Genomic DNA, 15919 nt, shown 5'->3' with positions numbered 1-15919 from the left:
CCTGTGTGTCGCCGCCGGGGAACGTAAGGTTGCCGGGAAATCGGAGGGGGACGAGTGGCGTACAGGGCGCGCAGCGGCGGCCGATCGCAGCGGACCGTCACCGGCAGCGGACCCCGACCCCTCTGGCGGCAGCGGGACTTCGGGATCTTCTGGGCCGCGCAGACGCTCTCCTTCCTCGGTGACTCCTTCGCGCTGATCGCCCTGCCCCTGCTCGTCCTCCAGGCCACCGGCTCGCTCGCCCGGATGGGCCTGCTGACGGCGGTCGGCGGCGCCGCCTCGGTCGTCGCCGCGGTGTTCGCGGGGGCGGTGGTCGACCGGGTGGACCGGCGCCGGCTGCTCATCGCCTGCGACCTGGTCCGGATGGTGCTCTACGGGCTGATCCCCCTGGTGTGGCTGTTCGGACCGCGGATCTGGCTGCTCTACGCCGTGCTGCCCCTGTGCGAGGCCGTGGGCATGCTGTTCGCGGTCGGCTACGTCACCGTCGTCCGCGGTCTGGTCGGCACCGGGCAGCTCACCGAGGCCAACGGGCGCCTCAACGCGACCGCCGCCGCGGCCGGCGTCCTCGGCCCGCTGTGCGCCGGCCTGCTCGCCGCCTGGACCGGCCCGGCCGCCGCGGTCGGCGTGGACGCGGCCAGCTTCGGCGCCTCCGCCGCCTGCCTGGCCGTCGTACGGATCCGCAGGCGGCCACCGGACGAGCGGGCACCCGAGCGGGCGGGGCTGTGGCGGGACCTGCGGGCCGGGGTGGCCTTCCTGTACGGCCATCCCGTACTGCGCGCCCTGACCGCCCTGCTCTTCGTCTTCAGCTTCCTCACCCTCGGCCTCAACGACCTGGTCATCTACCACCTCAAGCACGATCTCGGCCACGACGACGGCACGGTCGGCACCGTCATGGCGACCGGGGCGCTCGGCACCATCGCCGGGTCCCTGCTCGTCGCCCCCGTGCGCCGGAGGCTCGGCTTCGGACCCACCTGGACGGCGGCGGTCGCGGTGAGCGGGATCGCCGTCGCGGGGCTGGGCCGGGCACGGGACGTGCCCGTCGTCGGCGCCCTCGCCGCCGTCTTCCTGGCCTGCGTCGCCGTGGCCGGCACCTGCTCGATGTCCCTGCGCCAGGAGGTGACCCCGGAGCCCCTGCTCGGGCGCGTCACCTCCGCCTTCTGGACCCTCCACTACGCGGCGGCCCCGGTGGGCGCGGCCGTCCTGACGTGGACGGCGGAACACCACGGGACCGCCCCCGTGGCGCTCGCGGCGGGCGGCGCCTGCGTCCTGGTCGCGGGGGTCGCGCTGCTGACACCGATACGCGGGGCGGGACGGGGATGACGGGCCGCCGCCGTGGACGCTCGAGCGCCCTCCGGCCGCGGTGGCCGAAGGGCGCTCTACGGTGCCGAAGGGCTCAGACGCCGATGTCGAAGAAGAAGAGCTGCACCAGGCGGTGGCTGCCGTGCTCCCCGGAGAAATGCTGGTACGACGTGGCCGAGTGCAACAGCTTGGCGTCCCAGATCACGAGCCGGTTGTACTGGCCGGAGATCGACTCGACGAGCTCCCAGTTGTCCCCGTTCTCGAGGTTGTACGCGTCGTAGACGACCGAGCGCGCGGCCTCGACAGCCTCGGGGCTACCGAGGCGAGCCTCTTCCTTCGGGTGGTTGGGGGCGCGCCGGCAGCCGTAGGTCCTGTCGCGCCAGAAGCTGGTACCGGCGCCGGCGGGCGGGTTCGGGTTCAGGTAGATCGCGGCGGCGTAGGTCTGCGAGTCGTGGTGCCAGACCAGCGGGTCGTCGTGCGCGGTCTGCTGGAAGACGCCGTTGGCGTTGTGGCCGAGCCATTCGGTGACCGGGGTGCCGAGCAGCCGGGAGAACTCCTCGCGCAGGCCGGGCCAGAGGAACCGGTGGTCGCTGCGCAGGCCTTTGAAGTACCGCGCGTCGGTGTGGTAGCCGGTGCTCAGCGCGATCCCGCGCACCTCGTCCGGGTCGTCGAGGAAGTCGTCCACGGACAGCAGGTGCGGGGCGGAGGGGGTGAACATCCGCTTGGCGGAGGGCTTGCGCTGTGCCTCCCTGAGGGTGTCGGCGGGTACCTGCATCGGCAGCCGCGCGGAGCCGCTGGAGATGAGGTATCCGCCGTCACCGCGATCCGCCAGGACGACGGCGACCTCACCGCCGAAGTGGACCTGATCGCCGGGGATGAACGCCATGGCCGGACTTCCTTCGTCGTGCGGTGACTGACACTCGAAGGTTACCGGCCGACTTGTCGGGATTGATGTGCTTGGTTGCTTAAATAGCTATATCGGAGTATTCGCGGATGCCGGTCATCCGTTCACGCCGGTGTAGTGCTTGAGGCTCCACCGCCACAGCAGCCGGGCGCCGAGGTACGCCAGCGCGCCCAGCAGCGGGGAGGCCGCCGCCAGCCAGTAGGGGACGATGGTCTCGTGGCCGTGGCCCGTGAGGACGGCGGCCGGGAGGTAGGCGACGAACGCGAGGGGAAGGCCGTAGGTGAGCAGGCCGCCGACCGCCCGGGGGAGCACGTTCAGCGGGTAGCTGCCGAAGGTGCCGAGGAGTTCCTCCAGCCAGCTGCCCCAGTAGTCGGCGGCCGGAAAGCGCAGCGAGGCGCCGGCCAGAGCAGTGAACAGGGCCGCCTCCAGGAGCATGCCGCCGATGACCGACACCACCAGGTACGTGATCCGGCCCGACGTCCAGTCCAGGTCGCTGCGGCTGAGCGCGCCCGCCATCAGCCCCACCGCGACCGTCAGGTCACCGATCGCGTTGGTCGGGAAGTAGGACAGCTGGACCTGGCGGTGCACCGGCATCGGACGCACCAGGTAGGTGTCGATGACTCCTTCCTGGATGTGCCGGCCGAGACCGAACGTCCGGCCCAGGAACAGCACGAACAGCCCGTGCGCCAGCATGCGGGTCGCCGGGATCAGCAGCACCTCGGAGCTGTCCCAGCCGCCCATCCCGGTGAACCGGGTCAGCAGCACCGTCGCGAAGACGATGACGGACACCTGCCAGACCGCGCCGATCGCGATCATCATCAGGAACTCGGAGCGGTACTCGAGTTGGGAGCGGAAGTTCAGGCGCGTGATGCGCCACGCGATCCGTACGGCGTTCAAGCGCATCAGCCTCCTTGGGAGATGACACGGCGGCCGGCCTGCCGCCACAGGAAACGGGTGACCAGCGCGAGTACGACGACCCAGGCGGCCTGGATCGCCAACTGGCCCGGCGCGTCCGAGAGTTGGATGCGGCCCACGTACAGCGACAGCGGCACGCTGAGGGTCGCCTGGAAGGGCAGGAAGGAACTCAGGGTCACGAACCAGTCGGGGAAGAACCACAGGGGCGCGTACACCCCGGCCAGCAGGTTCTGCGCGAAGATGAGGATCATGACGGCGGCGCCGTTGCGCAGCGTCCAGAAGCAGAGCTGGTCGATGACCAGCATGACGTAGTACAGCACCCACTGGCCGAGCAGCAGGCTCAGCGCGAACACGCCGCCCGCGGCCGCGGAGTGGGGCGGCTGCACGACTCCGGCCGCCAGGCACACCGCGTACCCGGCCAGCGCCCAGGCGAGTCCGTACAGCTGCTCGCCCAGCGCGCGCAGGGCGTAGTACCGGCCGGGCGCCAGCGGGCGCAGGTACCAGTACACGATGGTGCCGAAGTGCATGTGCTGCAGCACCGTGTCCCGGCCCGCGTACTGGTCCAGCATGCGCAGCCGGGACGCCAGTACCGCCAGCACGGCGTACGTGACCGCCTGGTCGCGGCTCATGCCCGCGGTCGTACCGGTCTGGGCGTACAGGCCGTTCCACAGCGACGCCACCAGCACCACCTGGACGGACAGCCGCAGCAGGGACGCGGTGATCCGGGGCGGGGTGTTCAGCTCGCCGAGCGGGGTGACGCGGGTGGCGCGCCACCCGTGCACGACGGGCCGCCTGTGCAGGACGGCCATCACGCCTCCCCGGCCTGCACGTAGGCCGCGCGCATCACGTCCTCCAACTCCGCCTCGTCCAGGGCGATGTCCGTCACCTCGTACCGCTCGATGACCGACTTCAGCGCCTGGTGCACGGTCGGCGCGGTCGCGCCCTCGGGGCCGAACACCACGCGTGCGCCCTCGCGCCGGACCACCGCGATTCCCGGCAGCGCGGTCACCTCGGTGTGCGGGTCGGCGAGCGTGGCCCGCACCTGCCAGGTGGAGCCGAACTTGCGGCGGATCTCGTCGAGCGTGCCGTCCAGCACCAGCCGCCCGTGGTTGATCAGCACCACCCGTTCCGCGAGCCGCTCGACCTCCGTCATGTCGTGCGTGGTCAACAGGACCGTACGGCCCCGCTGTTCGACCTGATGGCGCAGGAACTCGCGCACCTGCTCCTTGACCACCACGTCCATGCCGATGGTCGGCTCGTCGAGGAAGACGACCGGCGGATCGTGCAGCAGCGCGGCCGCCAGGTCGCTGCGCACCCGCTGGCCGAGGGAGAGATGGCGCACGCGGGTGTCCCAGAAGGAGGACAGCGCGAGCAGGTCGTCGAACTCCTCGAGGCGGGCGGCGTGTTCGGCCTTCGGCACCTCGTAGATGTCCCGGAGGATCGCGAACGACTCACGCACCGGGAGGTCCCACCACAGCTGGGTGCGCTGCCCGAACACCGCCCCGATGTTACGGGCGTTGCGTTCCCGCTCCTCGTACGGCACGACGCCCGCGACGCGCGCCTCGCCGGAGGTGGGGGTGAGGATGCCGGTGAGCATCTTGATGGTGGTGGACTTGCCGGCGCCGTTCGGGCCGAGGAGGGCGAGGAGTTCGCCCGAGTCCACGTCGAAGGTGATGTCGCTGACCGCGTGCTTGGCGACCCGCTCCGGGTTGACCAGGGAACGCAGCGCTCCGCCGAAGCCGGGTCGGCGGACGGTGGTGTGGAAGGTGCGGGACAGACCGCGCACCTGGATGGTGCCGCTCACTCGTTCAACCTCCAGTGAAGCGCGGCCGGCCGGCGGGGAGCCGGACGGCCGCGGGAGACGTCATCACCGTGTCGGAATGCCGATCACATGGTCAATCGATTAATTGACTCCTGTCAGCGTCGGTCGGTCGGCGTGAAGACGAACGAGAACTCGGCGGGCGCCACGTCCAGGAAGTACTGCGGCAGCGGGCCCGGGCCGCAGGACTGCGAACCGAGTCCGTGCTGACCGTGGTCGAGGTGGACCCACACCGTGTCCCCGGGGACCAGGTCCGGACGGTGCCGGGCGGCGTCCAGCTGCTCGCTCGTCCAGCGGCGGGCGCTGAAGAAGAACACCGGGTCGCCCTCGACGCGCAGCCCGCCGAGCTCCGCCCAGCGGACGTCGGCACGGGCGCCGTTCTCCTGCGGACGGACGTACGGGGTCTGCATACGATCCACCGTCGACTGCCAACGGCCGACCGCCGACGCCATCCTGCTGTCCGGATACGCCTCACCCGGACCCCCACCGAACCAGGTCACCGCGTCGGTCGCGGCCCCGGACAGCCCGAGGCGGACACCGAGACGGGGCAGCGGGACGGTCCAGTCGCCCTCGGGTGTGACGGATACGGTCAGCTGTACACGGTCGCCGTCCGACGTCCACCTGTATACCGTCGACAGGCCCACCTCGGCGGCGGCCGGCGCCACCCGGGTCCGTACCGTCAGCGCCTCGTCGTCGACCTCCACCGCGTCCAGCCGGTGCCGCATGCGGTGCAGGCCCAGCTTGCGCCAGAGCTCGCCGTGGCGGATGTCCGACTGCCAGGCCGCGCCGTCGTCGTTGTCGGTGGTCGCCCGCCACACGTCCAGCCGCGGGCCCTCGGTCAACGCCACACCGCCGAGGGAGCGAAGGGCACCGGTGTGGGCGTCGAAGGAGGCCGGGCCCAGGGTGATCAGCCGCCCGTCGGACACCGGCCGGGCGGTCTCGGTGACGGCCGGCACGGTCCGTGCCGCGACCGGCACCTGGCCCCAGGCCACCACATGGCCCGCGGGCGCCCAGGCCGTGTCCTCGGCGAGCATGGCCCGCACCGTCCAACCCGTCTCCGCGCCGGCCGGCGGGACCGCCGGGGGCGGCGGCAGCTTCACGTCCGCCGACTCGCCCGCCCCGAGCGCCGGCACGGCCAGCGTGCCGGAGGCGACCGTCTCGCCGTCCGCCTCGAAGGCCCAGGTGAACGTCAGCGCCGACAGGTCGGCGAAGTCGTGCTTGTTGGTGACCCGGACCGTGCCGTCGCCGGAGCTCTCGACGGCGACCGGCTCGATCACCTTCTTGAACTCGACGAGACCGGGGGAGGGGGCGCGGTCGGGGAAGACCAGGCCGTCGCAGACGAAGTTCCCGTCGTGCAACTCCTCGCCGAAGTCGCCGCCGTAGGCGTAACCGAGCTCGGGACGCCGGATGCCGTGGTCGATCCACTCCCAGACGAAGCCGCCCTGGACCCGGTCGTGCGCCTCGAAGATCCTCTGGTAGTCGACGAGTCCGCCCGGCCCGTTGCCCATGGCGTGGGCGTACTCGCAGAGGATGAAGGGGAGTGCGCGGCGCTTGAGCGTGCCGCCGTCGAGGCGGCGGCCGATCCGGTCGACCTCGGCGTGGTCGGCGTACATGCGCGAGTACATGTCGGTGTCGCGGCAGTCGATGTCGCCCTCGTAGTGCACGAGGCGCGAGGAGTCGCGGGCGTGGATCCACTCGGCCATCGCGGTCAGACCGCGGCCGGTGCCCGCCTCGTTGCCGAGGGACCAGATGACCACCGACGGGTGGTTCTTGTCCCGCTCGACCATACGGACGGCGCGGTCCAGCAGGGCCGGCGTCCAGCGGTCGTCGTCGACGGGGTTGTCCCGCCAGTCCTGCTCGACGAAGCCGTGGGTCTCCAGGTCGCACTCGTCGATCACCCACAGCCCGTACTCGTCGCACAGGTCGAGGAAGGCGGGGTGGGGCGGGTAGTGGGAGGTGCGGACGGCGTTGACGTTGTGCCGCTTCATCAGCAGCACGTCCTCGAGCATGGTCTGCGGGTCCAGGGCGCGTCCCCGCTCCGGGTGCCACTCGTGCCGGTTGACGCCCTTGAACAGGACCGGCCGCCCGTTGACCTTGATCAGGCCGTCGGCGAGCTCCACGGTCCGGAAGCCGATCCGCAGCGGTACCCGCTCGCCCTCGGTGGCGAGGACGCCGTCGTACAGGTGGGGGGTCTCCGCCGTCCACGGGCGGACCGGGACGGTGGCCGTCTCCCCGGTCGCGACATCGATGTCCAAGGCGGGCACGGTCACCCGCCCGTCGACGTCGGAGTCGACGCGCAGGGTGCCCCGGCCCGTGACGTGGTCGTAGGAGGAGTGCACGAAGAAGTCGAGCACGCCGCCCGCCGGTCGGTGCAGCAGGGTCACGTCACGGAAGATGCCCGGCAGCCACCACTGGTCCTGGTCCTCCAGGTAGGAGCCCGCCGACCACTGATGGACCCGCACCGCCAGTACATTGTCCGCAGTCTTCAGCAGATGGCCGACCGCGAACTCGTGCGCCAGCCGCGAGCCCTTGAACTCGCCGAGTTCCACGCCGTTCAGCCACACCCGGGCGCAGGACTCGACGCCGTCGAAGCGCAGGACGGCGCCGCCCTCCGACAGGTCCGGCCAGTCCGCCGGCAGGTCGAAGACCCGCAGATGGTCACCGGTCGGGTTCTCGGTCGGCACGCGCGGCGGATCGACCGGGAACGGGTAGAGGTGGTTGGTGTAGATCGGCGACCCGAAGGCGCCGTCGCCCTGCAGGACCCAGTGGCCGGGGACCGTGACCTCGGCCCAGTCCCCGGCGTCGTGACCGTCCTCGGCGAAGGAGTCGTCCTCGGCGTCCGCCGTCTGCGACAGACGGAAACGCCAACTGCCGTTCAAAGAGAGTGACTTCGCGTCCGAGGCGGCGTACCAGGCGCGGGGCGCGAGCGCCCCGCTGCCCGGTGAGACGTCCTCGACGTAATCGACGGCCGTCGTGGTGCCGGTGGTGCGGAAGGACATCTGTCTCCTAGCTCAGCCCTTGATGCCGGTCTGCGCGATCCCCTGCACCAGCCAGCGCTGGAGGAAGAGGAACACGAGCACCAGGGGCAGGATGGAAATGGCCGTGGCCATGAAGATCAGGTGGTAGTTGACGGTCTGGTTGGTCGCGTACGACGAGAGCGCGACCTGGACCGTCCACGCGCTGGGGTCCTGGCCGATGACCAGGGGCCACAGGAAGGCGTTCCAGCCCGCGATGAAGGTGATCGTCGCGATCGCCGCGAAGAAGTTCAGCGAGTTGGGCACCACGACGCGCCAGTACGCGCCCCAGTAGCTGAGTCCGTCCACGCGCGCCGCCTCCTCCAGCTCCTTGGGGAACCCCAGGAAGTACTGCCGGAAGAGGAAGCAGGTGAAACCGCTGAACAGGCCCGGAATGATCAGACCGCGGTAGGTGTCCACCCAGCCGAGCGACGAGACGAGCACGAAGCTCGGCACGAAGGTGACGGCCGTGGGCACCATCAGGGTGGCCAGGACGGTGTAGAAGACCTTGTTGGCGTGCTTGTACGGGATGCGGGCGAGGCCGTATCCCGCCAGCGAGCAGATCAGCAGGATCCCCGTGGTGTGCAGGACGGCGACGACCAGGGAGTTCCACATCGACTGGGCGAAGTCGACCGTGACGTCGTCGAACGGCTCTGTGATGTTGCCCCACTGGATGTCCGTGGGGAACCACTTCCACTCCTCGCCCGTGATCTCCGGGTCCGTCATGAGGGCGTTGCGGACGATCAGATAGAACGGGATCAGGAAGAGGACCGCGGCCACGCTCGTCGCGACGTACAGACCGGTGTTGCCCATGACGCCGCCCCGGCGCCTGGCCTTCGCCGGCTTCGTGACCTCGGGTGCTGTGGTGGTCACTGGGACTCGTCCCCCCTTCCGAAGCCCATGATCTTGCCCTGGAGCAGGGTCACGAGGCAGATGAGCGCCGTCAGGAGCAGCGCACCGGCACTGCCCGCGCCGTAGTTCTGGTTCTCGCCCAGGGCCATCTTGTACAGCTCGACCAGCGGCGGCATACCCCATGTGGCCTTGCCGAGCAGGATGTAGAACTCGTCGAAGGCCTGGTACGCGGCGATGAGCAGCAGCAGGATCACCGCGGTCGACGTCGCCCGCAGTTGGGGCAGCGTGATGTAGCGGAAGGTCTGCCAGCCCGGCTTCGCGCCGTCGATGGCGGCGGCCTCGTACAGCTCCTGCGGAATGTTCTGGAGCGCCGCCAGGAAGAGGATCATGTAGAAACCGGACTGCAGCCACAGCCGGACGGTCACGATGACCAGCCAGTACCACGGCGGGTCGGGATTGCTCAGCCAGGCGATGTTCTCGACCCCGAACCAGCCGATGACCGTGTTGGCCAGGCCGAAGCGGACACCGTTGAAGATGGACATCTTCCAGATCAGCGCGGCGGCGGCGTAGCTGACCGCGGTCGGCAGGAAGAAGACCGACCGGAAGAACGCCCGCATGAACCGCAGCCGGTTCACCAGGAGCGCCAGTCCGAGCGACAGCGCCCAGGTGGTCGGCACGATGAACGCGGCGAACACGGTGAACGCGAGCAGGGAGTTCCGGAAGTCCGTGTCCGACAGGATCTGCCGGTAGTTGTCGAGGCCGACGAACTCGCTCGGCGTGACGGTGAACCGTGCCTCGAAGAAGCTGAGATACAGGCTCCAGCCGATGGGCACGAAGACGAAGATCACCAGGCCGATGAGGAACGGCCCGGTGAAGAGCCAGAAGTTGAAGGTGCTGTTCGCCCGCAGGCCCCGCCGCGGCCGGTCCTGGGAGACCTTGGCCGGGGCGGGGGAGGCGACCCCGTGCGTGGTGGTGGTCGACATGTCGAGATCCGTCCGGTGGCCTATCCGAAGAGCTTCGTGAGCTCGGCGTCGACCTTCTTCTCGGCGGCGGCGAGCTGGGCCTTCGGGTCACCGTCCTTGCGGACGGAGTTCGCCATCACGTCGTTGACCGCCGCGATCATCGCCTGGGTCCAGCCGATGTTGTCGAAGTGACCGAACTCGTTGAAGAGCTTGACGCCCTCGGCCGGCAGGCCGGTCTTCAGCTTGGTGGCGGACTGGGCGATGGAGGTGCGCGGCGGGATGTGGAAGCCGTAGGACAGGGCCCAGTCCTCCTGGTACTCCTTCTGGTCGATCCACAGCCACTTGACGTACTCCTTGGCGGCCTCGACGTTCTCGCCCTTGGCGTTGACGAACATCGACCAGCCGCCGTTGGTGACCGACTGCTTGCCCGCGGAACCGACCTTCGGGAAGGGGAAGATGCCGATGTCGTCGCCGAGCGCCTTGATCATCGCGGGCATGGCCCACATGCCGCACCACTGGATCGAGGTCAGACCCTGGGTGAAGGCCGACGGGTCCCACCAGTCGGTGGGGGCGTCGAGCAGCAGGTTGCCGCTGGTGAACAGGCCACGCAGCTGCTTCAGGCCGTCGGCGACCGCGTCCGTGTTGAAGGCGGGCTTGTTGTCCGCGGTGAGGGTGTCCGCGCCGGCCGACCAGATCAGCGGGTTCTGCACCGTGGTGATGTCGTTGCCGAGGAAGGCGCCCTTGACCTTGCTGGTGGTGAGCTTGTCGGCGGCCTCGATCAGCTCCTCGAGGGTCTGCGGTACCTCGATCTTCGCCTTCTCGAACACCGAGGGCCGGTAGAAGAAGAACTGCGGGTCGTCGATCATGCGGACGCCGTATATCTTCCCGTCGACCGTGTGCGACTGGATGTCGGCCGGGTTGAAGTCGTCCTTGACCGGCTCGATGATGTCGGTGAGATCCGCCACCTGCCCGCTCTTGATGAGCTGGATCTGCGGGTGGAACTCGAAGACGTCGGGCGCGTTCTTGGTGAGCAGCGCGGCGAACAGCTTCTGCTCGAAGGTGTTGCCGGTGATCCACTGGGTGGTGACGTTGGCGTCCTTGTAGGCCTTCGCGTACCGCTTGATGGCCTGCTCGGTGCCCGCCTCGCCGTAGGCGTGGAAGTACTGGACGAGCGCGTCGCCCGAACCCCCGCTGCCACCTCTGCCGTTGTTGCCGCCACAGGCGGCCAGGGTGCCTGCCGCGGCCATGCCCGCGGCGGCCCGGAAGAGAGAACGGCGGGACCAGTTGTTGCTCATTGCCGACATGGTGACGTCCTTGTCTCGAAATGCGGCTACGGCTCAATGCCTCGACGCCAGGTGGCTCAATTCCTGTCGCGGAGCGGGACGTTAACCTTCGGCTAAGGCTTCGGCAAGGGGTTGGACGAAGTCTGTTCGAAGCGTTGTGATCGGTTCGGGATCGCGAACCGATGGGGCTGAATCGTCTGGTGTAGAGCGTCGGCAAGTGGGTAACGCGGGCGCGGAAAAGGGGAAGTCGACGCCGTCGCGGGCCGGTTCGGGGCAGCGAGGTGAGGGCCGCCGGGTCAGGTCCGGCGGCCCTCGGCTCAGGGGGTGGTCACCGGGGTGTCCGGACCTCGCCGGTGACCTGTCCGCCGCCGGTCGGCAGCCGTCGTCGCCCGGCGTCCCCGGTGCGGGCGGCGGCCGTGGTCGGCCCGGAACCGTCGTACGTCGGATGGCCCACGGCATCCCTTCCGTCAGCGTGAAGGTGGTGCGGTTCGGTGGTTCATGAGGTCGGTGCGGTACGGCTCTTCGCCGCGGTCGTGCGTTTCGTGCTCCTCTGCCCGACGGACTGCAGCGCCCCCTCGAGCGCGAACGTCGCCGCACCCAGACAGGCCGGGTCGGTGGGGATCGGGGAGAGGACGATCCGGCTGGCGGCCAGCGGCCGTTTCAGCGCGTGCCGGGCGACGGCCTCGCGCACCTCGCCGAGGAGAGGTTCGCCGAGCCGGGCGGCGACCCAGCTGCTCAGGACCACCACCTCGGGGTTGAGCACATTGACCAGGTTGGCGATACCGGCGCCGAGGTAACGGGCCGTGTCCCGCACCACCTTGACGGCGACCGGATCCTTCGCGGCGACTCCGGCCGCCAGGGCGTCGATGGTCGCGGTCTGGTCGTCGGGGTGCAACAGGGGGCTCTGCGGGCTGAGTTCACGCAGGTTCTGCATGATGCCGGGCGCGCCGACATAGGTCTCCACACAGCCGTGGTTGCCGCAGCGGCACAGCCGGCCGTCGAGCACGAGCGTGGTGTGCCCCCACTCGCCCGCGCTGTTGCTGACCCCCCGGTGCAGTCCGCCGCCGAGGAGGAGTCCGGCGCCGACGCCCGTGCCGAGGTTGACCACGACCGCGTTCCCGTGCCCGCGCGCCGCCCCGAACCACAGCTCGGCGACCGCGCCGGCCCGCAGCGGGTTGTCCAGGTACAGGGGATACGCGATGTGTTCGGCGAGCAGGTCGAGCAACGGCACGTCGTGCCAGTCCCAGTTGGGCGCGTACTCGGCGATGCCCGTGTCCCGGTCCACCTGCCCCGGCACGCTGACCCCGACGCCGAGCACCCGGGCGGCCTCGATCCCGGCCTGCGCGACCACCGAGCCGACGGCCGTGGCGACATGGCTGACCACCTGCTCCGGGCGGCTCTCGCCCGGCCGCATGTCCTCCTCGGCACGCGCCAGGACGTTCAGCGCCAGGTCGAACAGCTCGACATGGACGTACGTCTCCGCGATGTCGACGCCGATCAACGCGCCCCCCGACGCGTTGACGGCCACGAGGCCCCGGGGGCGGCCGCCCGCCGAGTCCTCGAACCCGACCTCCGTGATCATGCGGAGGTCGAGCAGCTCGCCGACGAGGGTGGCGACCGTGGCGAGGGACAGACCGGTGGCGGCCGCCAGCTCCTGCCGGGAAGTGGGCGAGGAGGCGATGATCTGGCGCAGCACCTCGTAGCGGTTCGCGGTGCGGATGTCCCGTGATGTGCCGCGCTTCATCGAGCTCCCTTCGCCACCGGCACCGATGCCGGTAACGGGCGACGGCACCGGCGCGGCGACAGGCTATGGCGTGCCACGACGTTCGACAAGGGGTTAAGAAAGGGGCTGTACAAAGTCCCGGCGCGCAGGTGGCGGGTTCAGGCCCCCAGGACGTCCCGCACGAAGGCGTTGGTGAACTTCCCCGTGGGATCCAGCTGCCGTGCCAGCGCCGCGAAGTCCCCGATCCGGGGATACCGTCCACGCACCACGGCGGCCGGGATCCCGAACACCTTCCCCCAGTGCGGCCGCGGGGAGAACGGCTCCAGCGCGGCCTCCACCTCGCGCACCACCGGCAGCACCGCCGCCGTGTCCGCGATCCAGGTGAAGTGCACCGCCACCGTGTCCCGGCCGTACGCCGGACTCAGCCACTGCTCGTCGGCGGCGACCGTACGCACCTCGCAGGTCTGCAGGACACGGGCGACCGTCTCCCGGATCCCGTCGATTGCATACAGCATCCCGTCGGCGGTCGACCGTGGCAGCAGATACTCGCTCTGCAGCTCCTCCCCGCTGCTCGGCGTGAACTCCGCCCGGAAGTGCGGCAGTCGCTCGTGCCAGGGCCCCGGCACCCCGAACTGCTCGGTGCAGTTGACCGCCGGCATCCCCGGCACCGGATGCAGCGCCTCGGTCGCGGGCGCGGCCCACGGGAAGGCGCCGAGGGGCTGGTCGGTGCGCCGCTTCAGCCACACCTGCCGGAAGCCGGGCGCACCCCAGTCGGTGAACAGGCTCACGCTGTACGCGGCCGCCGCCACCGTCTCGAAGTCCAGCCCGTCCAAGGGCAGTTCGGTGAACACATGCTGTTCGACCCCGTAGCCGGGCTCCAGGTCCAGGGTGAGCGCGGTGACCACGCCGAGCGCGCCCAGGGAGGTGACGGCCCCGCCGAACCGTTCGTCGCCCCGCCCGATCACGACGGTCGAGCCGTCGGCGGTGACGATCTCCACCTCCCGCACGGCCGAGGCCAGCGAGCCGTTGCGCACCCCCGACCCATGGGTGCCGGTCGCCACCGAACCGGCCACGGAGATGTGCGGGAGGGACGCCATGTTGGGCAGGGCGAGCCCGTGCGCGTGCACCCGCCGGGCCAGCTCCGCGTACCGCACACCGCCGCCGACCCGCACCGTCCGGGCCGCCGTGTCCACGTCGACCTCGGCCGGCAGGGCGTCCAGCGACAGCAGCACCCCGTCGGCGCCCGGCTCGGCGATCGGGTTGAACGAGTGCCCGCTGCCCAGCACCCGGACCCGCCCGCTCCTCGCCACGAGCGCGCGCAGCGCGTCCGGCGAGTCCGGGCGGTGCAGCTCCCCGGCGGCGAAGACGATGTTGCCCGCCCAGTTGCGCCACGGCCGGCTCGACGCCGCCCCGCCGCGCTCCACCCCGTCCGTCACGGTTCCGCCCATCCGACTGCCCGCCCTTCCCGAGGAGATCGAGAACCACGAGATTCCCTGGTCGAACCTACCTTGCCCGCAACACGAGGCCCCCCGCCCCCACCCCCGCGCCGCCGGGGGCATACCGTGAGGAGTCGTACGTCCGAGCCGGGAGGAGAGAGGGATGGGCAGCCGTACCGCGCTGGTCGAGGATCTGATGGAGCGGTTTCCGCACGTGCCGCGGGAGGCCGTCTTCAAGGAGGACCTCCTGCGCGGAGGAGTGGCCTTCGACCCCTCCGCCCTGAGCGACAACGAGTCGGGCGAGGTCAAGCCGAAGTCGTACTTCATCTTCTCCTTCGACCACGGCACCCTGCCCGAGCTCGGCGAGGCCGCGCTGCGCCGCCCGCCGGAGGAGATCATCCTCACCGGCGGCCCGTACGACCTGCGGCGGACCGTCGTGTCCGTGCGGGTGAACCCGTCGTCCCCCTACCGGGTCGCCGCCGACGACGAGGGGCTGCTCGGGCTCTACCTCGACGGGAAGCGCATCGCCGACGTCGGTGTGCCGCCCATGCCGGAGTACTACCGGCACACGCTCTCCAACGGGAAGTCCGTCATGGAGGTCGCCCCCACCATCCAGTGGGGCTACCTGATCTATCTGACCGTCTTCCGGGTCTGCCAGTACTTCGGCGCCAAGGAGGAGTGCCAGTACTGCGACATCAACCACAACTGGCGCCAGCACAAGGCCGCCGGCCGACCGTACACAGGAGTCAAGGACGTCGAGGAGGTGCTGGAGGCCCTCGAGATCATCGACCGGTACGACACCGCGAAGGCGTCCACCGCGTACACCCTCACCGGCGGCGCCATCACCAAGACGGTCGCCGGGCGCGACGAGGCCGACTTCTACGGCCACTACGCCAAGGCCATCGAGGAGCGCTTCCCGGGCCGCTGGATCGGCAAGGTCGTGGCCCAGGCGCTGCCGCGCGACGACGTACAGCGGTTCAAGGACTACGGCGTGCAGATCTACCACCCCAACTACGAGGTGTGGGACCGCCGGCTGTTCGAGCTGTACTGCCCGGGCAAGGAGCGCTACGTCGGCCGCGACGAGTGGCACAAGCGGATCCTCGACTCCGCCGAGGTGTTCGGCGCGCGCAATGTCATCCCCAACTTCGTGGCGGGCGTGGAGATGGCCGAGCCGTTCGGCTTCACCACCGTCGACGAGGCGATCGCGTCGACCACCGAGGGCCTGCGCTTCTTCATGTCGCAGGGCATCACGCCCCGCTTCACCACGTGGTGCCCCGAGCCGACGACCCCGCTCGGCAAGGCCAACCCGCAGGGCGCGCCGCTGGAGTACCACATCCGGCTCCTGGAGGCCTACCGCTCCACGATGGACGAGTTCGGACTGTCCTCGCCCCCCGGCTACGGCCCGCCCGGACCCGGCCGCGCGGTGTTCTCCGTGAGTTCCTTCATGGACAGTCTTCCGGCGCAGGAGACCGCGGCCGTATAGTCCCGGCACCGCCGTCGAGCAGTTTCCGGCACCGCCGTTGAGCACAGAGCGGTCCGCGTCCGTACTTCACGGCGGAGAAGTGGGCGCGGCCGCCTGCCGATGCCCTGTCCGGACGTCCTGACATGACATCTGAACAGGGCGCTTGTCAGTTGTGTGAGAAACGTGAAATCCTCGGTGCCTGCCGCGAGGTTCCCCCCAACTCCATTGCCGTCATGGTGAGTTGACCTCGCAT

General features: G+C 70.1%; 13 protein-coding genes. 2 read left to right on the top strand and 11 right to left on the bottom strand.

The window, feature by feature from the left end; all coding sequences use genetic code 11:
- The first annotated feature begins 54 nt into the window (after positions 1-54).
- On the top strand, positions 55-1317 hold the full coding sequence (locus tag ACIRF9_RS11105; RefSeq protein ID WP_403819206.1) for an MFS transporter: 1263 nt from the start codon (positions 55-57) through the stop codon (positions 1315-1317).
- A 73-nt stretch (positions 1318-1390) separates the two neighbouring features.
- Here ACIRF9_RS11105 and ACIRF9_RS11100 read toward each other — a convergent pair whose 3' ends face one another.
- The 11 genes from ACIRF9_RS11100 to ACIRF9_RS11050 all read right to left on the bottom strand — a co-directional run bounded on the left by ACIRF9_RS11100 (position 1391) and on the right by ACIRF9_RS11050 (position 14216).
- Entirely contained in the window at positions 1391-2182 is a 792-nt protein-coding gene (locus tag ACIRF9_RS11100; RefSeq protein ID WP_403819204.1) for a DUF6445 family protein, read from the bottom strand.
- Between the two features lie 114 nt (positions 2183-2296).
- On the bottom strand, positions 2297-3103 hold the full coding sequence (locus ACIRF9_RS11095; RefSeq protein WP_403819202.1) for an ABC transporter permease: 807 nt from the start codon (positions 3101-3103) through the stop codon (positions 2297-2299).
- Positions 3103-3924 carry an ABC transporter permease gene (locus ACIRF9_RS11090; protein ID WP_403819201.1) on the bottom strand — a complete coding sequence of 274 codons (822 nt, stop codon included), beginning with the start codon at positions 3922-3924 and terminating at the stop codon, positions 3103-3105. The genes ACIRF9_RS11095 and ACIRF9_RS11090 overlap by 1 nt, the downstream gene beginning before the upstream one ends.
- Positions 3924-4919, bottom strand: a complete 996-nt coding sequence (locus ACIRF9_RS11085) for an ATP-binding cassette domain-containing protein (protein ID WP_403819199.1) — start codon at positions 4917-4919, stop codon at positions 3924-3926. The genes ACIRF9_RS11090 and ACIRF9_RS11085 overlap by 1 nt, the downstream gene beginning before the upstream one ends.
- 113 nt (positions 4920-5032) lie before the next feature.
- Positions 5033-7933: a glycoside hydrolase family 2 TIM barrel-domain containing protein gene (locus ACIRF9_RS11080; protein ID WP_403819197.1), complete on the bottom strand. Its 2901-nt coding sequence runs from the start codon at positions 7931-7933 to the stop codon at positions 5033-5035.
- Between the two features lie 12 nt (positions 7934-7945).
- A complete protein-coding gene (locus tag ACIRF9_RS11075) occupies positions 7946-8821 on the bottom strand; it encodes a carbohydrate ABC transporter permease (RefSeq protein WP_403819196.1) in 876 nt (291 codons plus the stop codon).
- Positions 8818-9783 carry a carbohydrate ABC transporter permease gene (locus ACIRF9_RS11070; protein WP_403819194.1) on the bottom strand — a complete coding sequence of 322 codons (966 nt, stop codon included), beginning with the start codon at positions 9781-9783 and terminating at the stop codon, positions 8818-8820. The genes ACIRF9_RS11075 and ACIRF9_RS11070 overlap by 4 nt, the downstream gene beginning before the upstream one ends.
- A 20-nt stretch (positions 9784-9803) precedes the next feature.
- Entirely contained in the window at positions 9804-11066 is a 1263-nt protein-coding gene (locus ACIRF9_RS11065) for an ABC transporter substrate-binding protein (protein WP_403819193.1), read from the bottom strand.
- 307 nt (positions 11067-11373) lie between these two features.
- The gene (locus tag ACIRF9_RS11060) at positions 11374-11499 is read right to left on the bottom strand and encodes a hypothetical protein (protein ID WP_403819191.1); all 126 of its coding nucleotides are present in this window, start codon (positions 11497-11499) and stop codon (positions 11374-11376) included.
- A 42-nt stretch (positions 11500-11541) separates the two neighbouring features.
- On the bottom strand, positions 11542-12789 hold the full coding sequence (locus ACIRF9_RS11055) for an ROK family protein (RefSeq protein ID WP_403819189.1): 1248 nt from the start codon (positions 12787-12789) through the stop codon (positions 11542-11544).
- A gap of 137 nt (positions 12790-12926) precedes the next feature.
- Complete coding sequence (locus tag ACIRF9_RS11050; protein ID WP_403819187.1) at positions 12927-14216, bottom strand: FAD-binding protein; 1290 nt, start codon at positions 14214-14216, stop codon at positions 12927-12929.
- A 151-nt stretch (positions 14217-14367) separates the two neighbouring features.
- Here ACIRF9_RS11050 and ACIRF9_RS11045 point away from each other — a divergent pair, with 151 nt between their 5' ends.
- Positions 14368-15687: a radical SAM protein gene (locus ACIRF9_RS11045; RefSeq protein WP_403819186.1), complete on the top strand. Its 1320-nt coding sequence runs from the start codon at positions 14368-14370 to the stop codon at positions 15685-15687.
- The last annotated feature ends 232 nt before the right edge of the window (positions 15688-15919 follow it).

This window comes from Streptomyces sp. NPDC096132, from assembly GCF_044763345.1.
In the GTDB taxonomy this organism is placed as follows: domain Bacteria; phylum Actinomycetota; class Actinomycetes; order Streptomycetales; family Streptomycetaceae; genus Streptomyces.
Note: the sequence above shows the minus strand (reverse complement) of the source record. Positions and strands in the feature narration are given on the sequence as shown.